The organism is Massilia sp. BHUDP2, from assembly GCF_046236355.1.
Taxonomy (GTDB): Bacteria; Pseudomonadota; Gammaproteobacteria; order Burkholderiales; family Burkholderiaceae_D; genus Telluria; species Telluria varians.
The window spans coordinates 842,616-858,994 of record NZ_JBJUVW010000002.1 but is presented as its reverse complement, the minus strand read 5'-3'; the positions used below and the strand labels follow the sequence as shown (position 1 = coordinate 858,994).

Here is a 16,379-nt window from a genome sequence, read left to right as displayed (position 1 = left end):
ATCAGCGCAGCACCAGCACCGGACGCACGCTGGCGTCCAGCTCGGCGCGGTCGATGTAGCCGATCATCGAAGGATTGTCGGCCACCTGACGGCGCACGCTGGCGCTGTCGTCGGCTTCGCGCGGCGGCTGGCCGCGGCCGGTGAAGACCATCTTCGACCAGTGCGCCTTGAGCAGGGCCGGGGTCTTGCCGGTGACCTGGGCGTAGAACTGCTCGCGTTCGTTCGAGCCGAGGCGCTGGTCGAGCGCCACCACTTCGCCCCCGCCGGGGAAGCGCCCGGCCTGGCCCAGGAAGATCGCGGCGACCTGGTCGGGCGACAGTGCCGGCAGCGGGTTGCGTGCCGAGACGATCACGACCAGTTCGGCCGAGGCATTGGCGCACGCCGCCAGCGCGAGCGCGGCGGCAGCCATCAGGTGTCGGAAGCGGATACCCATGCGCGGCCTCAGAAGACGAAGTCGAGGGCCACGCTCGCCACGTGCACGGTCTCGCCCGAGCGGAAGCTGGACCGCGTGTTGATCAGGGTGCCGCGCGAACCGTCGGTCGGCCGCAGGCGGTCGTACTGGAACTTGAGGGCGGCGCCCGTGGCCATGTCCCAGCGCAGGCCGGTGCTGAGCGTGGTCTGGATCGGGATCGTCCCCAGGTAGATGTTCAATCCGGCGTTGAGCGCGGCGGCCACCGCCTGCGCCCGCGCCGGCAGTCCGGGCAGCGCCAGGCCCGGGTCGCGGGTGGCGCCGTGCGCGCGCACCTTGGCAAAGCCGAGGTAGGGTGTCAGGCTGTCGAAACGGTAGCCGCCGCCGGCGTACATGGTGGTGGTCCGGCCGAGCAGCGAGTGGGTATGGGCGTGCCCGGCTTCGGCGTTCAGGAACCACCGCCCCGGATCGTAGCTGAAGCCGGCATTGACCATGCTGACGCGCTTGTGCTCGATCGCATAGCGCTCGGCCAGCGCCACCCCTTGCGGACCGAAGGCGCGCATGGCGGTAAACACCTCGGTGCCGATCCCGGTAGTCAGGTGGGCGGTCAGGGCCGACACGCGCGCGCTCAGCGGGCCGCGCTCGATGCTGTGGGACAGTCCGGCAATGCCGTGCGCCTCGACGCGGTGGTCTTCGTACAAGTGGGTGTCGGTGCGGCCGAAGAAGGCCTGGGTGGCATGGCGCGTGTCGCCCGCGCCCCAGCGCCAGGTCGCATCGATGCCGTCGCTGCTGGAGATCGGCAGCCCGCCGTACACTTCGACCGGCGGGCGCACCCAGGCCATGGTATAGCCGACCTTGCGGTAGTCGGCCGCGAGGAAGACGGGCAGCGCGATGCGCCCGATGCGCAGCGCCAGGTCCGGGGTGGCCTGGTACTTGACGTTGGCCCATTCGACGCGCGGGCGGTAGTTGCCTTCCAGGTTCTGCTCGCTCACCACCTGCAGCACGCCCGACCAGCGGCCCAAGGACAGGTCGAGCTGCGCGCCCAGGCGGCTGTCGACGTCCGGGCTCCAGGCTTCGCTGCGGCCGGCGCCATTGGCGCGCAGGACGGTGGAACTGAAGTCCGCGTCGCGCACGCTCGCGTAGACGGCGCCGAGGGTGCCGAAGCCGGAAAACTTCCATGCCGGCGCGCCAGCGGTATCGGCGGCTGCCGCTTCGCCGGTCGCCGCGAAGGCGCGGCCCACGGCGGCCATCAGGCCCAAGGCAAGCACGCCGCCACGCAGGGCAGCCGGCAGCGCGGTGCAGGGGAAAGAAAACTGGTACGTCATGGTTCGGGTTGCTGTGCGGCGGGGCGGAACTACCAGGCCCCGCGAGGGGGAAAACGACGACAGACTTTACCCAACGCGACAGGCAAAGTCGAGATGTTTGCACAACGCAACGAATTAATCTGACAAGCTTTGTTGTTCAATGGCAACGGGGTCCGCGCCGGCGCCCCACAGGCGCCGCCCGCCCAGGTCGAGCCAGGTCAGGTAGAGCCGCAGGTCGAACTCGAGCTGGTGGTAGTGCGGCTCCATCCAGCAGCACAGCTTGTAGAAAGCCTTATCGTGCTCCTTTTCCTTCAGGTGGGCCAGCTCGTGCACCGCGATCATGCGCAGGAAGGGCAGCGGAGCGTCGCGGAACACGCTGGCGATGCGGATCTCGCGCTTGGCCTTCAGGCGGTTTCCCTGGACGCGCGAGATCGCGGTGTGCAGCCCGAGCGCGTGCTGCACCACGTGGATCTTGCTGTCGAAGGCGACCTTGACCACCGGCTCGGCCTGGCGCAGGTAGTCGTCCTTCAGCTCCTGCACATAGGCGTAGAGCGCCTTGTCGGTGCGGATGCCATGGGCCTCGGGGTAGCGCTGCAGGAGCACCGCGCCGAGCTGGCCGGCATCGATCAGCTGGCCGACCTGGGCGCGCAGGGTGTCGGGATAGGCCGTGAGGTAGGGAAGCTTGTGCATAGGGCCGGCAATGTACCATGGCGCCGGCGCGCGGTGTCGGAAGGACCACGGCGCCGGCTGGCGCCGTGGTATGGATGCATCGTGGGGAAGTTTCAGCAGGATGGGTGAACTGGTCTAGTGGCCGGAAAGCTGGTCAGCTCTCCTTTTCGCCCTGGCGGTTGCCGGCGTTCTTGGCCGCGGCGGCGGCGCGCTGGGCCGACTGCCGGCTTTCGCCGCCCTTGCGCCCGATGTCGGCCATGTGGGCGCGGTTGCGGCTGACTGCCTCGCCGCCTTTCTGGCCGGCGCGGCGTGCTTCTTCGGAATCGAACTCGTGCGCGGTACCTTTCTGGTGTGCCGCCTGTCCGCCCTTGCTGGCGATTTCACGCTGCTGGTTCTGGTCCATTGCCGCGAAACCGCGCTTGGCCGGCGCCTGGCTGCTGCCCGCGCCGCCTTTCTGGGCATTGCCCTTGCCGTTCTCTTTGCTTGTCGCCATGTCGCTCTCCTTGTGTGCCCTGAGGTGTCAAAGTCCGATGTGGGAACCGCGAGCGCGTATGGATGCGCTCGTGCCGTTTAGAGAGAAGGCTGAAGCGTAAGTTCCTTCGCGCCGGGACCGGCATCGGCGCACCGGCCGGTCGCGCGTTAGCGCGGACGCGAACGCCGCTCGCGCATGCGCTTGGTCCCGCCGCGCAGCAGGCCGCGCGGCTCGATGCCGTCGATCGCAGGCGGCGCGCCGGCGAGGTCGGATTCGAGCTGGGCGCGGCGCGTGCGCAGGCGCAGGCCCAGGGCCTGCTGGTCGGCCCCGGCGCGCGTCAGCGCCGGGAACAGCAGGTTCTCTTCAAAGGCGACGTGGCGCTCCACTTCGTCGGCCAGCACCGCGACGCAGACGTCGAAGTACTCGTCGTCCGGGAACAGGGCGGCGAGCTGCAGGGCGAGCTCGCGCGTGCTGTCGTGTTCCAGCGCCGCGTCTTCGAGCAGGCCGTCGTCGACCGCGCCGCGCAGCGCCGGGTAGAAGAGTTCGTCCTCGAGCTGCGCGTGCATGGTCAGCGCATCGCACAGCTCGTCGACCACGCGCTCGCGCTGCGCTTCTTCTTCGCGGTCGAGCATGGCGAAGGCGTGGAACAGGGCGCGAACGTGCGCATGGTCGGCGCGCAGCTGGGCCAGGATGCCGCCAGGCGGCTCTGCGCTCGTTTGTGGAAACTGAGCCATGTTCACCTCGCAAGACAATGTGCGCACCAAATAGATATAGACGCGCCGCGAGGAGAGAAGTTCAGTCAATCATGGGGTGCTTTTCGCCTGGATCAAGAAGCACCCGGGATGGTTCAGACCTCCGCCACCTTGAGCACCAGCTTGCCGAGGTTCCTGCCTTCGAACAGCATCAGCAGGGCCTCGGGGAAGCGCTCGAAGCCTTCCACCACGTACTCGATGCTCTTGACGCTGCCTTCCTGCATCCAGCCGGCCAGCGTCGCCACGCCTTCGGCGTAGCGTGGCGCATAGTCGAACACGACCATGCCTTCCATGCGCGCGCGGTTCACCAGCAGCGACAGGTAGTTGGCCGGGCCCTTGACCTGGCTGGTGGCGTTGTACTGCGAGATCGCGCCGCAGATCACGATGCGCGCCTTCATGTTGATGCGGGTGAGGACGGCGTCCAGGATGTCGCCGCCGACGTTGTCGAAATAGACGTCCACGCCCTGCGGGCAGTGCTCCTTCAGGCCCGCATGCACGGAACCGGCCTTGTAGTCGATGCAGGCGTCGAAGCCGAGCTGCTCGACCACGAAGCGGCACTTCTCCTCGCCGCCGGCGATGCCGACCACGCGGCAGCCCATCTTCTTCGCCACCTGGCCGACCGTCATGCCGACCGCGCCGGCCGCGCCCGAGACCACCACGGTCTCGCCGGGCTTGGGCTGGCCCACCTCGCGCAGGCCGAAGAAGGCCGTCATGCCGGGCATGCCAAGGGCGTTGAGCCAGGCCGTCGGCGGGGCGATGCGCGGGTCGATCTTCGTGAACGCGGCGGTCTTGTCGTCGGCCTGGCCGGACCAGTAGCGCTGCACGCCGGTGCCGCCGGCCACGTAATCGCCCACCGCGAAGCGCGGCGAGCGCGACGCCACCACCACGCCCAGGCCGCCGGCGCGCATCACCTCGCCGATCGCCACCGGGCGGATATAGGATTTGCCCTCGTTCATCCAGCCGCGCATGGCCGGGTCGAGCGACAGGTAGAGCACCTTGACGACGATGCCGCCTTCCTCCGGCTCGGGCACGGCTTCTTCGTGGAACTGCCAGTCCTCGTTGCGCGGCATGCCGAGCGGACGGGCGGCGAGCAGGAACTGCTGGTTCGGGGGGAAGGCATTGGTCATGGGAGTCTCCGCTACAAGTTGGACAATATTGGCAACGTGACTATACCGCTTCCGGAGCGCCGCTCCTATACCGGTCCCGTGCGGCGCGTGCGACAATAGCGGGCTTTTCCACCCCCACGCAACCCGATCACACCCCTATGGCTCTCAAGGCAACCATCTACAAGGCCGACCTGTCGATCGCCGACATGGACCGCAACTACTACGGCGACCACACCCTGACCATCGCGCGCCATCCGTCCGAAACCGACGAGCGCGTGATGATCCGGGTGCTGGCTTTCGCACTCCATGCGGACCCGGCGCTCGTGTTCACCAAGGACCTGTTCGACGTCGAGGAGCCGGCCATGTGGCAGAAGGACCTGACCGGCGCCATCCAGACCTGGATCGAGGTCGGCCAGCCTGACGAGAAGCGCCTTCTCAAGGCGGCGGGCCGCTCGGAGCAGGTGCTCGTGTACAGCTACAGCGCTACCAGCGACATCTGGTTCAGGGGCCTGGCCAACAAGATCGACCGGGCGAAGAACGTCGCGGTGGTTAACATTCCGAACGAGGCCAGCGTCCAGCTCGAGAAGATGGCGAAGCGCAACATGCAGCTGCAGTGCACGATCCAGGACGGCCAGGTGTGGCTGACCGACGGCATCGATACCGTGCTGGTCGAGCGCGAATACCTGCGCGGCGGCCCGTGAAGCTATAATTCCCAGTCCACTTCCTCACATTCGTCGCCATGAAACATCGCTTCCTCGCTTTCCTCGCCGGCAGCCTGCTGTCGGTTTCCGCGTTCGCCCAGGTGAGCGTGTCCGAACCCTGGATCCGCGCCACCGTGCCGGCCCAGAAGGTGACCGGCGCCTTCATGCGCGTGCAGTCCGTGGCGCCCGCGCGCCTGGTCGGCGTGCAGACCGAGGTCGCCGGCCGCGCCGAGCTGCACGAGATGGCGATGGAAGGCCAGACCATGCGCATGCGCCGCGTGGACGCGATCGAGCTGCCCGCGGGTAAGCCGGTCAACCTGGCCAGCGGCGGCTACCACATCATGCTGATGGACCTGAAGCGCCAGGTGAAGGAAGGGGAGAGCGTCGAGCTGACCCTGCGCGTAGAGGACGCGGCGGGCAAGCGCCAGGACGTGAAGGTGAAGGCGGCGGTGCGTCCCCTGAGCCACAGCGCCCACGCCGGGCATTGATGTTGCGGATGGCCGGCCGCGCCGGCCATCCCCTGGACCCGCTCAGCGCGGCGCCGCCGCGATCCGGCGCGCATCTCCCGAACCCACGACCGACTTGCTGACGCGCGGGTCGCCGTAGTAGTTGACGTCGCCCGAGCCGGCGATGGTCATGCTCAGCTCGTGGCGCGCCCACACCGTCGCTTCTCCCGAACCGGCCACGCTGATGCTGGCGTTGTCCGCCTGCACCCGGCCCATGTCCACGGTGCCCGAGCCGCCGATCGACACCGACAGCTTGCGCGCCTGGCCGGCCCCGGCCTTGAAGTCACCGCTGCCGCCCAGGGTGACCGAGACCGCGTCGCTGTCCAGCTGGCGCACATTGATTTCGCCCGAGCCTCCCAGGTCGATGTTCAGGCGCGGTGCGCGCAGCAGGTCGGCATCCACCGAGCCCGAGCCGCCCAGCGCCAGGCGCTCGATCTGGCGTGCGTTGACGACGATCTTCAGGTTCCTGGTGCGCAGGTTCAGGTTGCGCTTGGCCGGGCGGATCTTCAGGGTGCCGTTCTCCACCACGGTCTCGATCAGCGGCAGCAGGTTGTCGTCGGTTTCGATCGTGAGGCCTTCGCTGTCGCCCATGCGCAGCTCCAGCTTGCCCGGCACTTCGAGGGCCAGCCCGGTGAAGTGCGATACCTGGCGCGCCTGGCGCTTGATGCTGCCGTTGCCCTCGACGCGCTCGCCGCCGAAGGACCAGCTGGCGGCCAGCGACGGGGTGGCCGTCGTGGCCAGACCTGCGGCCAGGGCGCCGGCCACCAGGGTGGGAAGCAGAATGGCGCGCAGGATGCCGGCCGGGCGGGAAGAGGTCTTGTTCATGCTTGTCTCCTGTTGAAGCGTTTGTCGATGCTGTCATCCTAGGCAAAGGCCGGGCCCGGCGCATCCCGGATGCGACGAAGCGCACAGTCCACTGTCCAGAATGCACCCAGGCAGGACAGGCTGTCGCGCTCCATGCGGCGTGCATGGCTATCACGAACGCCCGGATTGCACTAGAATCGTGCGCTTTTTGCCCCGGTATGCATCCGGCGGAGGTAGCAATGAACCTGATTTTCCTTCTGATGGCCTTCTGCGTCGGCATGGCCATGTCCATCCAGGCGGCCGTGAATACCCAGCTGGCCGCATCGATCGGCGCCAACTCGGTGGTCGCCGCCCTGGTCTCCTTTGCCTGCGGCACCATCGTGCTGGCCGGGGTCGCGCTCTCGCGCGGCGGGCTGGGCCCGACCTTCGCCGCGCTCGCCGGCCAGCCGCTGTGGAAGTTCGCGGGCGGCTTCCTGGGCGCGGCGTTTGTCTTCGGCACGGTATTCCTGGCGCCGCGCATCGGCCTGCTGAGCCTGATCGTGCTGGTGATCGCCGGCCAGCTGATCACCTCGATGGCGATCGACCACTTCGGGCTGGTCAACATGGCGATGCGCAAGGTGTCGGGCGTGCGGGTGCTGGGCGCCTGCATCGTCGCGCTGGGCGTGGCCGTCACCCTGTTCGGCGACCGCATCCTGGCCGGCCTGCGTCACTGAGCCGCGGCGCACGCGTCGCATTCCCGTTAACGCTGTCTTGACGTTGCGGGCGTAAGATAGGCGCCTGGCCGCTGTACAGGGGAACATCATGTTCGCGAGCAAGGTCGCCGCTGGTCGGAAGCATGGGCATCCGTATGCCATCACGCTGCTGCTCGTGGCGCTGTGCGCGTTCAGCCAGTACGAGGGGCGCCACGTGTTCGGCCAGCGCGCCCCGCTCGGCCTGCTGTACCTGCCGGTCATGGCCAGCGCGATCCTGGGCGGCTGGCGCCCGGCGCTGCTGGCCTCGGTATTGTCGCTGCTGCTGTCGCCGCTGCTGGTGGCGCCGCAATTCACCTTCATCATCGCGCGGCCGCAGGATGTCGGCGCCATCCTGGTGCTGCTCATGGTCTGCCTGTTTACCTGCGGCATGGCCGCGGTGCTGGAACGGTCCGAGAACAAGGCGCGCGCCTACCTGGCCGACCTGCAGGGCAGGGAGCATACCTTGCGCGCCCTGCTGGGGGCCTCGGTCCACGCCATCCTCGGCATCGGCCACGACGGCCGGATCCAGTTCGCCAGCGCCTCGGTGGCGCGCCTGTTCGACTTCGCGCCGCAGGAACTGATCGGCCAGTCCTACGAGGTACTGGTCGTGAACGGCCTGCGGCAACTGCGGGGCGGGGGCCTCGACAACCTGTTCCACAGCGGCGCGGTGGGGCAGGTCGGCGACACCCAGGAAATCGAATGCCGCCGCAAGGACGGCAGCCTGTTCCCGGCCGAAGCCAGCCTGGCGCTCGCCGACGTGTCGGGCGGGCGCCTGGTGGTCAGCCATATCGCCGACATCAGCGAACGGCGCGAAGCGGAGCGGCGGGTCCTGCACGCGGCCCGCCACGATCCGCTCACCGGCCTGCCGAACCGGGCCCTGGTCTACGAGCTGGGCGCGCAGCTGCTGGCCTCGGCCAAGCGCCACGGCGACCGCATCGCCATCCTGTTCTTCGATCTCGACCGCTTCAAGCCGATCAACGACACCTATGGGCACACGATCGGCGACCGGATGCTGCAGCAGGTGGGGCAGCGCCTGAAGGACGGGCTGCGCGGCAACGACCTGGTCGGGCGCCTGGGCGGCGACGAATTCGTCGCCATCCTCGCCGATATCCGGACCGACGACGCGGTGCTGCACATGGCCACCCAGCTGCTGCATACCCTGCGCGAACCCTACCGGATCGACACGCTCGACCTGAAGACCTCGCCCAGCATCGGCATCAGCATCTACCCGGAAGACGGCGACGAGCTCGATACGCTGATCCGCCATGCCGATGCGGCGATGTACCATGCCAAGAATGCCGGCCGCAACCGCTGCCAGTTCTTCACCCAGGAGATCTACCTGCATGCCCGGCAGACCTTCGACCTCGAACAGCGGCTGCGCCACAGCATCGCCGAGAGCGACTTCGAGCTCGTGTACCAGCCCTTCATCGACCTGAGCCACAAGCGCTTCGTCGGCGTGGAGGCGCTGCTGCGCTGGCGCGGCGGCCCTACCGCGCCCGGCGCGCAGGAGCGCTTCATTGCCGCCGCCGAGCGCATCGGCCTGATCACGGTGCTGGGCGACTGGGTGCTGCAGGAAGCCTGCAGGCAGCATGAAAAATGGCGCGAACTGGGTTTGCCCGCCATCCGCATGGCGGTGAACGTCTCGGCGGTGCAGTTCCGCGAGAAGAATTTCAGCGAGCGCGCCGCCTACATCATCCGTAGAAGCGGCATCCCTCCGTCCTGCATCGAGTTCGAGGTGACCGAGAGCGCCGTGATGAGCGACGTCGAAGATGCGGCGAAGATGCTGGAGCGGCTCAAGGGCGACGGCGTCAGCATCGCACTGGACGACTTCGGCACCGGCTATTCCAGCCTGAGCTACCTGTCCCAGTTCCCCATCAACAAGCTCAAGATCGACAAGTCCTTCATCCACAACATCGATACCGACCCACGCTCGCTGGCCATCGCCGAGACCGTGATCGCGCTCGGCAAGAAGCTGGGCATGACCGTGATCGCCGAAGGCATCGAATCGCAGGCCGGCATCAAGCTGCTGGCGGACATCGGCTGCGACCTGGGGCAGGGTTTCTTCATCAGCAAGCCGGTCCGTCCGGACAAGCTGGTCGACTGGTATTACCAGGCGCAGTACAAACACCTGTTCGCATAGCGACGCCAAGCGTTGCGGCTTTGTAGCGCCACGAACAATTTTATTTCAGATTTGCAATCTTTTTGATATGCATGGTTCTATAATATCCGGCACTGTTTAACTTTTTGCCACGTGCCGGCCAGATGGAATACCACCAGTCCTCGCAGATCCCCACCCTGTCGTACATCGAGAACGAAGACCATCCGGTATTCGGTACCCTGGTCGAGCAGATCCTGCACCTGCTGAATTCGCGCCTGGTGTTCTCGGACATCATCATCCACCAGAACAGCCCCCTGATGCTGCGCCAGCCGAAGGGCCTGGTGGCGGTGACGGACTCGCCCATCACCAAGGAAGAGCTGGAGGAATTCTTCGACGTCATCGAGCCGAACTGGGCCGAGCGCATCGCGGTGCGCGCCTTCGATCGCTCGATCGACCTGCACACGGCGCGTATCCGCGCCAACTGCTTCAGCTTCCAGGGCAAGAAGCGCCTGGGCTGCGTGATCCGCCGCTTCCCGAAGGAACCGCTGGCGCTGGTGGAACTGGGCCTGTGGCCGGACGAGCAGGAATTCGCGCGCTTGAATAGCGGCCTGGTGCTGATCATCGGCGATACCTGCCAGGGCAAGTCGACCACGATCGCCTCGATGATCGACGAGATCAACAAGCAGCGCTCGGGCCACATCATCACCATCGAAGACCCGGTCGAGACCCTGATCCCGCAGCGCAAGTGCATCATCACCCAGCGCGAGGTGGGCGAGGACGCCGACGTGGCCAGCTACTACCTGGGTGCGCTGGACGCGCTGCGCGAGCGCCCGGACGTGATCGTGATCGGCGAGATCCGCGATGCCGAGACCGCGCAGGAAGCCCTGGCCCTGGCCGAATCCGGCCCGCTGGTGCTGGCCACCCTGCACGCGCGTTCGACCGAACTGGGACTGCAGAAGATGCTGCGCCTGCTCGGCAATTCGGAAGCCCAGTCCCAGGCCCTGGCGCACGCCCTGCGCGGCGTGCTGTGCCAGGCGCTGCTGCCGTCGGTGGAAGGCAACCGCTACCACCTGGCCACCGAATGCCTGACGCCCAGCGCGGCCGTGATGCGCATGCTGGAGGCGGGCGACGTCGGCGCCATCCGCGCCCACATGAACGCGGGCCGCGATCCGGGCTGCCACACCATGAACGCCTCGCTCGAAGGGCTGCTGGCCTCGCACAAGGTGCGGGTGGAGGATGCGCGCAACGCGACCACCGACCGGGTGGGGTTTGCGGACATGGTCTAGGTCGGCGCAGGCAGACATGCCTCCCGGCCGGATTCCGGTATAGTCAGCGACAATCCGGATGGCCGAAAGGAGCACAGGTGCGACACATTCTTCTGCTTGCAGCACTGGCGCTGCTGAGCGCATGTACGGAGCGCGCGCCGGCGCCAGTCAAGGGCACGGATGCCGGCAGCGCATCGATTCCCACCCCGCGAGCTGCCGCTGAGGCGCCGCCGCGCCTGAGCGACGCCGGGTTCGGCCCGATCCGCTTCGGCATGAGCCTGCCGCAAGCGGAAGCGGTGGCCGGCAAGGCCAGCCTGCCCCAATCCTTCGATCCCGCCTGCAGCATGGTGCGCTTCGCCACGCTGCCCGGACTGCGCTTCATGGTCGAGAGCGGCACCGTCACGCGCGCCGACGCCGATCCCGGCACCCCGAACGTACTCGGCCTGGCGGTCGGCGACACGCTCGCGCAGCTGCGGGCCCGCTATCCCGACGCGCAGGTAGCGCCCCACAAGTACGTGGAGAATGGCCATACCATCAGTGTTCCCAGCGCCGACGGCAGTGCCGCCATCGTGCTGGAAGAGGAGGGCGGGAAGCTTACCAGAATTCGCGCCGGTCGCCAGCCGGCGGTCGCCTACGTCGAGACCTGCGGATAAGCGCGACTGCCCTCAGGCGGCACTTCCCACGAACGGGATCACGCCGAAGACCAGCGCCGCCACCAGCAGCACCAGCGATGCCGAGATCGCCCATTTCAGGGTGTAGCGCTGGTGGTCGCCGAATTCCACCTTCGCCATGCCGACCAGCAGGTAGGTCGAGGCCACCAGCGGGCTGAGCAGGTGGACCGGCTGGCCGATCAGCGCGGCGCGGCCGATCTCCGCCGGGCTGATGCCGTACACGGCGGCCGCCTTGGCCAGGATCGGCACGATGCCGAAGTAGAAGGCGTCGTTCGAGATGAAGAAGGTGAAGGGAATGCTCAGCAGGCCGGTCACGATCGCCAGATACGGCCCCATCCACTCGGGCACGGCGGCGATGACGCTGAGCGCGATCGCATCCACCATCTTGGTGCCCTGCAGGATGCCGACGAAAATGCCGGCGGCGAAGATCAGCGAGACCACAGGCAGCACGTTGGCGGCGTGGTGGGCGATGCGCTCCTTCTGCTCTTCCAGGCCGGGGTAGTTGATCATGACGGCGACCGCGAAGAAGACCATGAACAGTACCGGCAGCGGCAGCACGCCGGCGACGAGCAGGCCGAGGAGCGACGCGGTCAGCAGGAAGTTTACCCAGATCAGCTTCGGGCGCGCCGTGGCGGGCGAGGAGACGCCGGAATCCGGCTCGCTGCCGCCGCCATCGCCGTGCGCGCTGCTGCCGACCGATCCTGCGGTGGAAGCGTGCGCAAGCCACTGGCCGGTGGTCCCGTCCATGTCACCGGCAAGCGCCAGCCTGGCGTGGGCAGGCTGCAGCACGCTGACGTTCGAGGCCTGCAGGGTAGCGGCCTGGGCCGGCATCTGGAGCATGCCGATCCGCATGCGTTCCTTCTTGCCCAGCACATAGGCGACGAACAGCACCCAGGCCACGCCGGCCAGCATCGGGGCGATCATGGGGACGAAGATGTCGCCCACGTCGACACCCAGGGCGCTGGCGGCCCGTGCGGTGGGACCGCCCCAGGGCAGGATGTTGAAGACGCCGCCTCCCAGCATGATGACGCATGCCAGCACCAGGCGGCTCATGCCCAGGCGCACGTACAGCGGCAGCATCGCCGACACCGTTATCATATAGGTCGTGGCCCCGTCGCCGTCGAGCGAGACCAGCATGGTCAGCGCCGCCGTGCCGACGACGATCTTGACGGGATCGCCGCGCACCAGCGTGACGAGCCGGCGGATCACGGGGTCGAACAGGCCGGCATCGATCATGATGCCGAAGTAGAGGATCGCGAACATCAGCATGACCCCGGTGGGGGCCAGGTTCTTGATCCCGGTGAGCATCATGGGCCCGAGCTCGGCGCCGAAGCCGCCGATCAGGCCGAAGGCGATCGGCACCACGATCAGGGCGACCATGGCCGGCAGGCGCTTGGTCATGATCAGGAACATGAAAACGATGATCATCGAGTAGGCCAGGATGGTCAGCATGGGTTGTCTCCGAATATTGTGGGCGTTATGTGCCGTCTGAATGACAGCCTATAAGCCAACTATATGCGGGGCCGGCTTTCAGTTAGCTTTCAGGGTGCGCGCCGGCGGGAACAGCACGCTCACCTTCAGTCCGCGGCCATCGTCTCCCGTGCCGAGGGCAAGGCCGGCACCGTGCATGGCGGCGATGTCGCGCACGATGGCCAGGCCCAGGCCGGTGCCGCCGGGATTGGCTTCCAGCGTGGCCTGGGCACGGTAGAAGGGCGTGAACACCTTGTCGTGTTCCGCCGGGGCGATGCCGGGGCCGCTGTCGAGCACCTCCAGCAGGACGCCGTCGTCCTGCCGCGCGATGCGCAGCTGCACGCTGCCGTGCGCCGGCGTGTAGCGGATCGCATTGTCGACCAAGTTGGACACCAGTTCGTGCAGCAGCAGCGCGTCGCCGTTCACGGTGGTGTCGGCGCCGTCCCCGGCGTCCAGGCCCAGGTCGATTCCCTTCTGCACCGCCGCCACGGCCAGCTCCAGGCCGACCTGGCCCGCTACCGCGGCCAGAGACACGGGGCTGCTCTGCAGCTTGCCGCCGCCATGCTCGATGCGCGCCAGCGTCAGCAGGCGGTTGGCCAGGTGGATGGCGGCATCGGTGGTGCCGGCCACCGAGCGCACGATGGCGCGCATGGCTTCCGGATCGTTTTCCCTCAAGGCCAGTTCGGCCTGGGTCTTGAGCACCGCGAGCGGGGTGCGCAACTGGTGCGAGGCGTCGGCGATGAAGCGACGCTGGCTGGCGACCAGGTCGTGCATGCGCGTCATGGCGCCGTTCATCGCCAGCACCAGCGGCCGCACTTCGCGGTGCACCAGGTCGGGGTCGACGTCGCCCAGGTCCGACAGCGAGCGCGTCTCGACCTCGTTCTTCAGGTCCATCAGGGGGCGCAGCACGAGGCGCACCGCGAACCACACCAGGGTCGCCACCGCCAGCACCAGCAAGGCCTGGCGCAGCAGGGTGTTGATCAGGATGCGGCGCGACAGCGCACGGCGCGCGTCCAGGGTCTCGCCGACCTGGATCAGGGCGATGCCGCGCATGCTGTCGTCGAATACCGGCTGCAGCAGCGCCGCGATGCGCACCGTCTCGCCGTTGTACTGCGCGTGGTAGAAGCGCACCAGGGCCGGATACAGGTCCGAGCGCGGCACGTCCTTCGGCACCGGCGGCAGGTCGTCGAAGCCGGACACCGTCTCGCCGCGCAGCCCCGTCACCTTGTAGTAGATGCGCCCCAGGGTGTCGGTCTCGAAGCTGTCCAGGGCCACGTAGGGCACCTCGGCCGCCACCTGGCCGTCGCGCACCGAGACCCGCTCGGCGAGCGCGCGCGTGGAGGCCAGCAGCGAGCGGTCGTAGGCGATGTCGGCGGCCTCCAGCGCGTCGCCGTACAGCGACACCGCATTGAGCGCGACCAGCCCCACCAGCGGCAGGATCAGCCAGCGCAGCAGCTGGTTGCGCAGGCTGCCGCGCGGCCGCGCGGCCTTCAGCGCCATGGCGGCCCCAGGCTCACGCGGGACGTTCCTGCAGCAGGTAGCCGATGCCGCGCAGGGTGACGATTGCGGTATTGCCTTCGGGCTGGCGTTCGAGCTTCTTGCGGATGCGGTGGATATAGAGTTCGATGGCGTCGAGGTTGGCGTCGTCGACCAGCGCGAACACTTCGTCGAACAGTTTTTCTTTCGAGAGCGCGCGGCCCGGGCGCGCGATCAACGCTTCCAGCACCGCGTGTTCGCGCGGCGTCAGGCCCAGCGGTTCGCCGCAGTAATGGAACATGCGCGACACCGTGTCGAAGCTGAGCTGGCCGCAACGGTGCACCAGGGCTTCGGTGCCGCCGCCGTTGCCGAACCTGCGGCGCAGCAGCGCCTTCACCCGCGCTTCCAGCTCGGCCAGCTCGAAGGGCTTGGCCAGGTAGTCGTCGGCGCCCAGGTTCAGGCCCTGCACCTTCTCTTCCAGGCCGCCGCGCGCGGTCAGGATCAGCACCGGCGTGCCGCCGCGGGCGCCGCCGCGCGCGCGCAGGCGGCGCAGCACCTCGAGGCCGTCCATCCGCGGCAGCGTCAGGTCGAGGATCACGAGCGCGTAATCCTGGGTGTGGAGCAGGGCGTCGGCATCGGCGCCGGTGGCCGCGCATTCGACGGTGAAGTTGGCGTCGCGCAGCGCCTTGGATACCCAGTGCGACAGCTCGACATGGTCTTCGACTAGCAGGATTCTCATCGCGCCAGTGTAAGCCCAAACCCGGCGCCGCGAAAAGGCCGGGTGCGCTGAAAGCGAACTGAAAGCTCGGCCTGCCTATAGTGGGGCCAAACAGAAGCTGTACATAACGATGACAGTACCGGAGACAAGATGAAGAAGTCGGCCCTCGCGCTCGCCGTCCTGGCAGCGCTTTCCCTGAATGATTCCGCCCTTGCCCAAGGCAAGACGCAAGTCTATGGCCTGATCGATGCGGGCGTCGAGTATGTGAACAATGCCGCCGACGATGGCGGCAGCATGGCGCGCGTGGTCTCGGGCGGCAAGAACACCTCGCGCTGGGGCCTGCGCGGCAGCGAAGAACTGGGCGGCGGCTTGAAAGCCGTCTACCAGTTAGAGGGCGGTATCCTGATGGACAGCGGCGAATCCGACGGCCCGCTGTTCAAGCGCCAGGCCAACGTCGGCCTGGAAGGCGATTTCGGTCGCGTCGTCATCGGGCGCTCGTTCACCACCACCTACGAGCTGGTGATCAAGTTCGACCCGATGGGCTTTGCCCCGAACTATTCCTGGGCTACGGGCGGCAGTGCTAGCGGGCCGTCGAAGTACGGCATGACGACCTCGTTCGACAACATGGTGAAATATACCGGCACCAGCGGCGGCTTCACCTATGGCGCCTCGGTCGGCCTGGGCGAAAGGAGCAGCAGCGCGGCCGACGGACGGAAAGTCGCGCTCGGCGGCTCCTGGTCCGGCGGCGGCCTCGGCCTGATGGCGGCCTGGGAGCAGGTCAACGGCGCCACGGTGACAGCTGCCGGCGAGCGCGACCGGACCACCGCGCTGCACCTGGCGGCGAACTACCAGTGGGGCCCGTGGCGCAGCAGCGCGGGCCTGCGCAGCTACCGGCTGCGCGCCGGCGGCGCGGGCGTTGCCGACCTGCGCGGCGATACCTGGTGGGGCGGCCTCACCTGGCTGGACGGCCCGGTCACGCTGACCGGCGCCGTCTACCACATCAATACCAGGGAGCTGCCGGCCGCGCGCGACGCCGACCCGACCATGCTGGTGGCGCGCGCCATGTACTCGCTGTCGAAGCGCACCACCTTGTACCTGTCGGCGGCGCATGCCAGGGCCGCGCACGGCCAGCGCATCAGCCTGTCGCGCGACGATGCCGGCGCCGGCGACACGCAAACCGGCATTACCGCCGGCATCCAGCACCGCTTCTGAGCGCTGCGGGCTATC

At 67.8% G+C, this 16,379-nt stretch carries 17 protein-coding genes; 7 read left to right on the top strand and 10 right to left on the bottom strand.

The features are described from left to right. Nucleotide 1: 1 nt before the first annotated feature. The 6 genes from ACK6C6_RS14445 to ACK6C6_RS14420 all read right to left on the bottom strand — a co-directional run bounded on the left by ACK6C6_RS14445 (nucleotide 2) and on the right by ACK6C6_RS14420 (nucleotide 4,733). Complete coding sequence (locus tag ACK6C6_RS14445) at nucleotides 2–433, bottom strand: phosphate ABC transporter substrate-binding protein (protein ID WP_409267865.1); 432 nt, start codon at nucleotides 431–433, stop codon at nucleotides 2–4. 8 nt (nucleotides 434–441) lie between these two features. Then, the gene (locus tag ACK6C6_RS14440; protein WP_409267864.1) at nucleotides 442–1,734 is read right to left on the bottom strand and encodes a hypothetical protein; all 1,293 of its coding nucleotides are present in this window, start codon (nucleotides 1,732–1,734) and stop codon (nucleotides 442–444) included. A 114-nt stretch (nucleotides 1,735–1,848) separates the two neighbouring features. Then, nucleotides 1,849–2,403 carry a M48 family metallopeptidase gene (locus ACK6C6_RS14435; RefSeq protein WP_209588590.1) on the bottom strand — a complete coding sequence of 185 codons (555 nt, stop codon included), beginning with the start codon at nucleotides 2,401–2,403 and terminating at the stop codon, nucleotides 1,849–1,851. Nucleotides 2,404–2,536: 133 nt separating this feature from the next. After that, nucleotides 2,537–2,875: a KGG domain-containing protein gene (locus tag ACK6C6_RS14430; protein ID WP_051996526.1), complete on the bottom strand. Its 339-nt coding sequence runs from the start codon at nucleotides 2,873–2,875 to the stop codon at nucleotides 2,537–2,539. 146 nt (nucleotides 2,876–3,021) lie between these two features. Then, complete coding sequence (locus ACK6C6_RS14425) at nucleotides 3,022–3,588, bottom strand: hemerythrin domain-containing protein (RefSeq protein WP_409267863.1); 567 nt, start codon at nucleotides 3,586–3,588, stop codon at nucleotides 3,022–3,024. A gap of 113 nt (nucleotides 3,589–3,701) precedes the next feature. Next, nucleotides 3,702–4,733 carry an NADP-dependent oxidoreductase gene (locus ACK6C6_RS14420; protein ID WP_209588588.1) on the bottom strand — a complete coding sequence of 344 codons (1,032 nt, stop codon included), beginning with the start codon at nucleotides 4,731–4,733 and terminating at the stop codon, nucleotides 3,702–3,704. A gap of 137 nt (nucleotides 4,734–4,870) precedes the next feature. On the opposite strand from ACK6C6_RS14420, the gene ACK6C6_RS14415 reads away from it, so the two are divergent. Then, the gene (locus tag ACK6C6_RS14415) at nucleotides 4,871–5,413 is read left to right on the top strand and encodes a YaeQ family protein (RefSeq protein ID WP_036211422.1); all 543 of its coding nucleotides are present in this window, start codon (nucleotides 4,871–4,873) and stop codon (nucleotides 5,411–5,413) included. Between the two features lie 38 nt (nucleotides 5,414–5,451). Further along, nucleotides 5,452–5,901, top strand: coding sequence for a copper chaperone PCu(A)C (locus ACK6C6_RS14410; RefSeq protein ID WP_409267862.1), 450 nt, complete (start codon nucleotides 5,452–5,454; stop codon nucleotides 5,899–5,901). Between the two features lie 42 nt (nucleotides 5,902–5,943). Here the strand turns inward: ACK6C6_RS14410 and ACK6C6_RS14405 are convergent, their stop codons facing one another. Next, complete coding sequence (locus ACK6C6_RS14405; RefSeq protein WP_292042312.1) at nucleotides 5,944–6,744, bottom strand: head GIN domain-containing protein; 801 nt, start codon at nucleotides 6,742–6,744, stop codon at nucleotides 5,944–5,946. Nucleotides 6,745–6,962: 218 nt separating this feature from the next. Here ACK6C6_RS14405 and ACK6C6_RS14400 point away from each other — a divergent pair, with 218 nt between their 5' ends. From ACK6C6_RS14400 to ACK6C6_RS14385, 4 genes are all read left to right on the top strand, one after another. Beyond that, nucleotides 6,963–7,436 (top strand): DMT family transporter, encoded by a 474-nt coding sequence (locus ACK6C6_RS14400; RefSeq protein WP_409267861.1) that lies wholly within the window; start codon nucleotides 6,963–6,965, stop codon nucleotides 7,434–7,436. An 88-nt stretch (nucleotides 7,437–7,524) separates the two neighbouring features. Continuing rightward, complete coding sequence (locus ACK6C6_RS14395; RefSeq protein WP_409267860.1) at nucleotides 7,525–9,594, top strand: putative bifunctional diguanylate cyclase/phosphodiesterase; 2,070 nt, start codon at nucleotides 7,525–7,527, stop codon at nucleotides 9,592–9,594. A 122-nt stretch (nucleotides 9,595–9,716) separates the two neighbouring features. After that, the gene (locus ACK6C6_RS14390; protein WP_409267859.1) at nucleotides 9,717–10,838 is read left to right on the top strand and encodes a type IV pilus twitching motility protein PilT; all 1,122 of its coding nucleotides are present in this window, start codon (nucleotides 9,717–9,719) and stop codon (nucleotides 10,836–10,838) included. Nucleotides 10,839–10,915: 77 nt separating this feature from the next. Further along, nucleotides 10,916–11,470: a hypothetical protein gene (locus ACK6C6_RS14385; protein WP_409267858.1), complete on the top strand. Its 555-nt coding sequence runs from the start codon at nucleotides 10,916–10,918 to the stop codon at nucleotides 11,468–11,470. 12 nt (nucleotides 11,471–11,482) lie between these two features. On the opposite strand, the gene ACK6C6_RS14380 is transcribed toward ACK6C6_RS14385, so the two are convergent. The 3 genes from ACK6C6_RS14380 to ACK6C6_RS14370 form a co-directional block, all read right to left on the bottom strand. Continuing rightward, a complete protein-coding gene (locus tag ACK6C6_RS14380) occupies nucleotides 11,483–12,940 on the bottom strand; it encodes a CitMHS family transporter (protein ID WP_409267857.1) in 1,458 nt (485 codons plus the stop codon). A 78-nt stretch (nucleotides 12,941–13,018) separates the two neighbouring features. Continuing rightward, complete coding sequence (locus tag ACK6C6_RS14375) at nucleotides 13,019–14,458, bottom strand: sensor histidine kinase (protein WP_409267856.1); 1,440 nt, start codon at nucleotides 14,456–14,458, stop codon at nucleotides 13,019–13,021. A gap of 13 nt (nucleotides 14,459–14,471) precedes the next feature. Beyond that, nucleotides 14,472–15,173, bottom strand: coding sequence for a response regulator (locus ACK6C6_RS14370; RefSeq protein ID WP_027866067.1), 702 nt, complete (start codon nucleotides 15,171–15,173; stop codon nucleotides 14,472–14,474). Between the two features lie 129 nt (nucleotides 15,174–15,302). Here ACK6C6_RS14370 and ACK6C6_RS14365 point away from each other — a divergent pair, with 129 nt between their 5' ends. Next, on the top strand, nucleotides 15,303–16,364 hold the full coding sequence (locus tag ACK6C6_RS14365) for a porin (RefSeq protein ID WP_409267855.1): 1,062 nt from the start codon (nucleotides 15,303–15,305) through the stop codon (nucleotides 16,362–16,364). The last annotated feature ends 15 nt before the right edge of the window (nucleotides 16,365–16,379 follow it).

What these genes read in the sequence shown, in the direction of transcription:
- ACK6C6_RS14445 (WP_409267865.1), bottom strand. Translation starts at nt 433, where the DNA reads ATGGGTATCCGCTTCCGACACCTGATGGCTGCCGCCGCGCTCGCGCTG.
- ACK6C6_RS14440 (WP_409267864.1), bottom strand. Translation starts at nt 1,734, where the DNA reads ATGACGTACCAGTTTTCTTTCCCCTGCACCGCGCTGCCGGCTGCCCTG.
- ACK6C6_RS14435 (WP_209588590.1), bottom strand. Translation starts at nt 2,403, where the DNA reads ATGCACAAGCTTCCCTACCTCACGGCCTATCCCGACACCCTGCGCGCC.
- ACK6C6_RS14430 (WP_051996526.1), bottom strand. Translation starts at nt 2,875, where the DNA reads ATGGCGACAAGCAAAGAGAACGGCAAGGGCAATGCCCAGAAAGGCGGC.
- ACK6C6_RS14425 (WP_409267863.1), bottom strand. Translation starts at nt 3,588, where the DNA reads ATGGCTCAGTTTCCACAAACGAGCGCAGAGCCGCCTGGCGGCATCCTG.
- ACK6C6_RS14420 (WP_209588588.1), bottom strand. Translation starts at nt 4,733, where the DNA reads ATGACCAATGCCTTCCCCCCGAACCAGCAGTTCCTGCTCGCCGCCCGT.
- ACK6C6_RS14415 (WP_036211422.1), top strand. Translation starts at nt 4,871, where the DNA reads ATGGCTCTCAAGGCAACCATCTACAAGGCCGACCTGTCGATCGCCGAC.
- ACK6C6_RS14410 (WP_409267862.1), top strand. Translation starts at nt 5,452, where the DNA reads ATGAAACATCGCTTCCTCGCTTTCCTCGCCGGCAGCCTGCTGTCGGTT.
- ACK6C6_RS14405 (WP_292042312.1), bottom strand. Translation starts at nt 6,744, where the DNA reads ATGAACAAGACCTCTTCCCGCCCGGCCGGCATCCTGCGCGCCATTCTG.
- ACK6C6_RS14400 (WP_409267861.1), top strand. Translation starts at nt 6,963, where the DNA reads ATGAACCTGATTTTCCTTCTGATGGCCTTCTGCGTCGGCATGGCCATG.
- ACK6C6_RS14395 (WP_409267860.1), top strand. Translation starts at nt 7,525, where the DNA reads ATGTTCGCGAGCAAGGTCGCCGCTGGTCGGAAGCATGGGCATCCGTAT.
- ACK6C6_RS14390 (WP_409267859.1), top strand. Translation starts at nt 9,717, where the DNA reads ATGGAATACCACCAGTCCTCGCAGATCCCCACCCTGTCGTACATCGAG.
- ACK6C6_RS14380 (WP_409267857.1), bottom strand. Translation starts at nt 12,940, where the DNA reads ATGCTGACCATCCTGGCCTACTCGATGATCATCGTTTTCATGTTCCTG.
- ACK6C6_RS14375 (WP_409267856.1), bottom strand. Translation starts at nt 14,458, where the DNA reads ATGGCGCTGAAGGCCGCGCGGCCGCGCGGCAGCCTGCGCAACCAGCTG.
- ACK6C6_RS14370 (WP_027866067.1), bottom strand. Translation starts at nt 15,173, where the DNA reads ATGAGAATCCTGCTAGTCGAAGACCATGTCGAGCTGTCGCACTGGGTA.
- ACK6C6_RS14365 (WP_409267855.1), top strand. Translation starts at nt 15,303, where the DNA reads ATGAAGAAGTCGGCCCTCGCGCTCGCCGTCCTGGCAGCGCTTTCCCTG.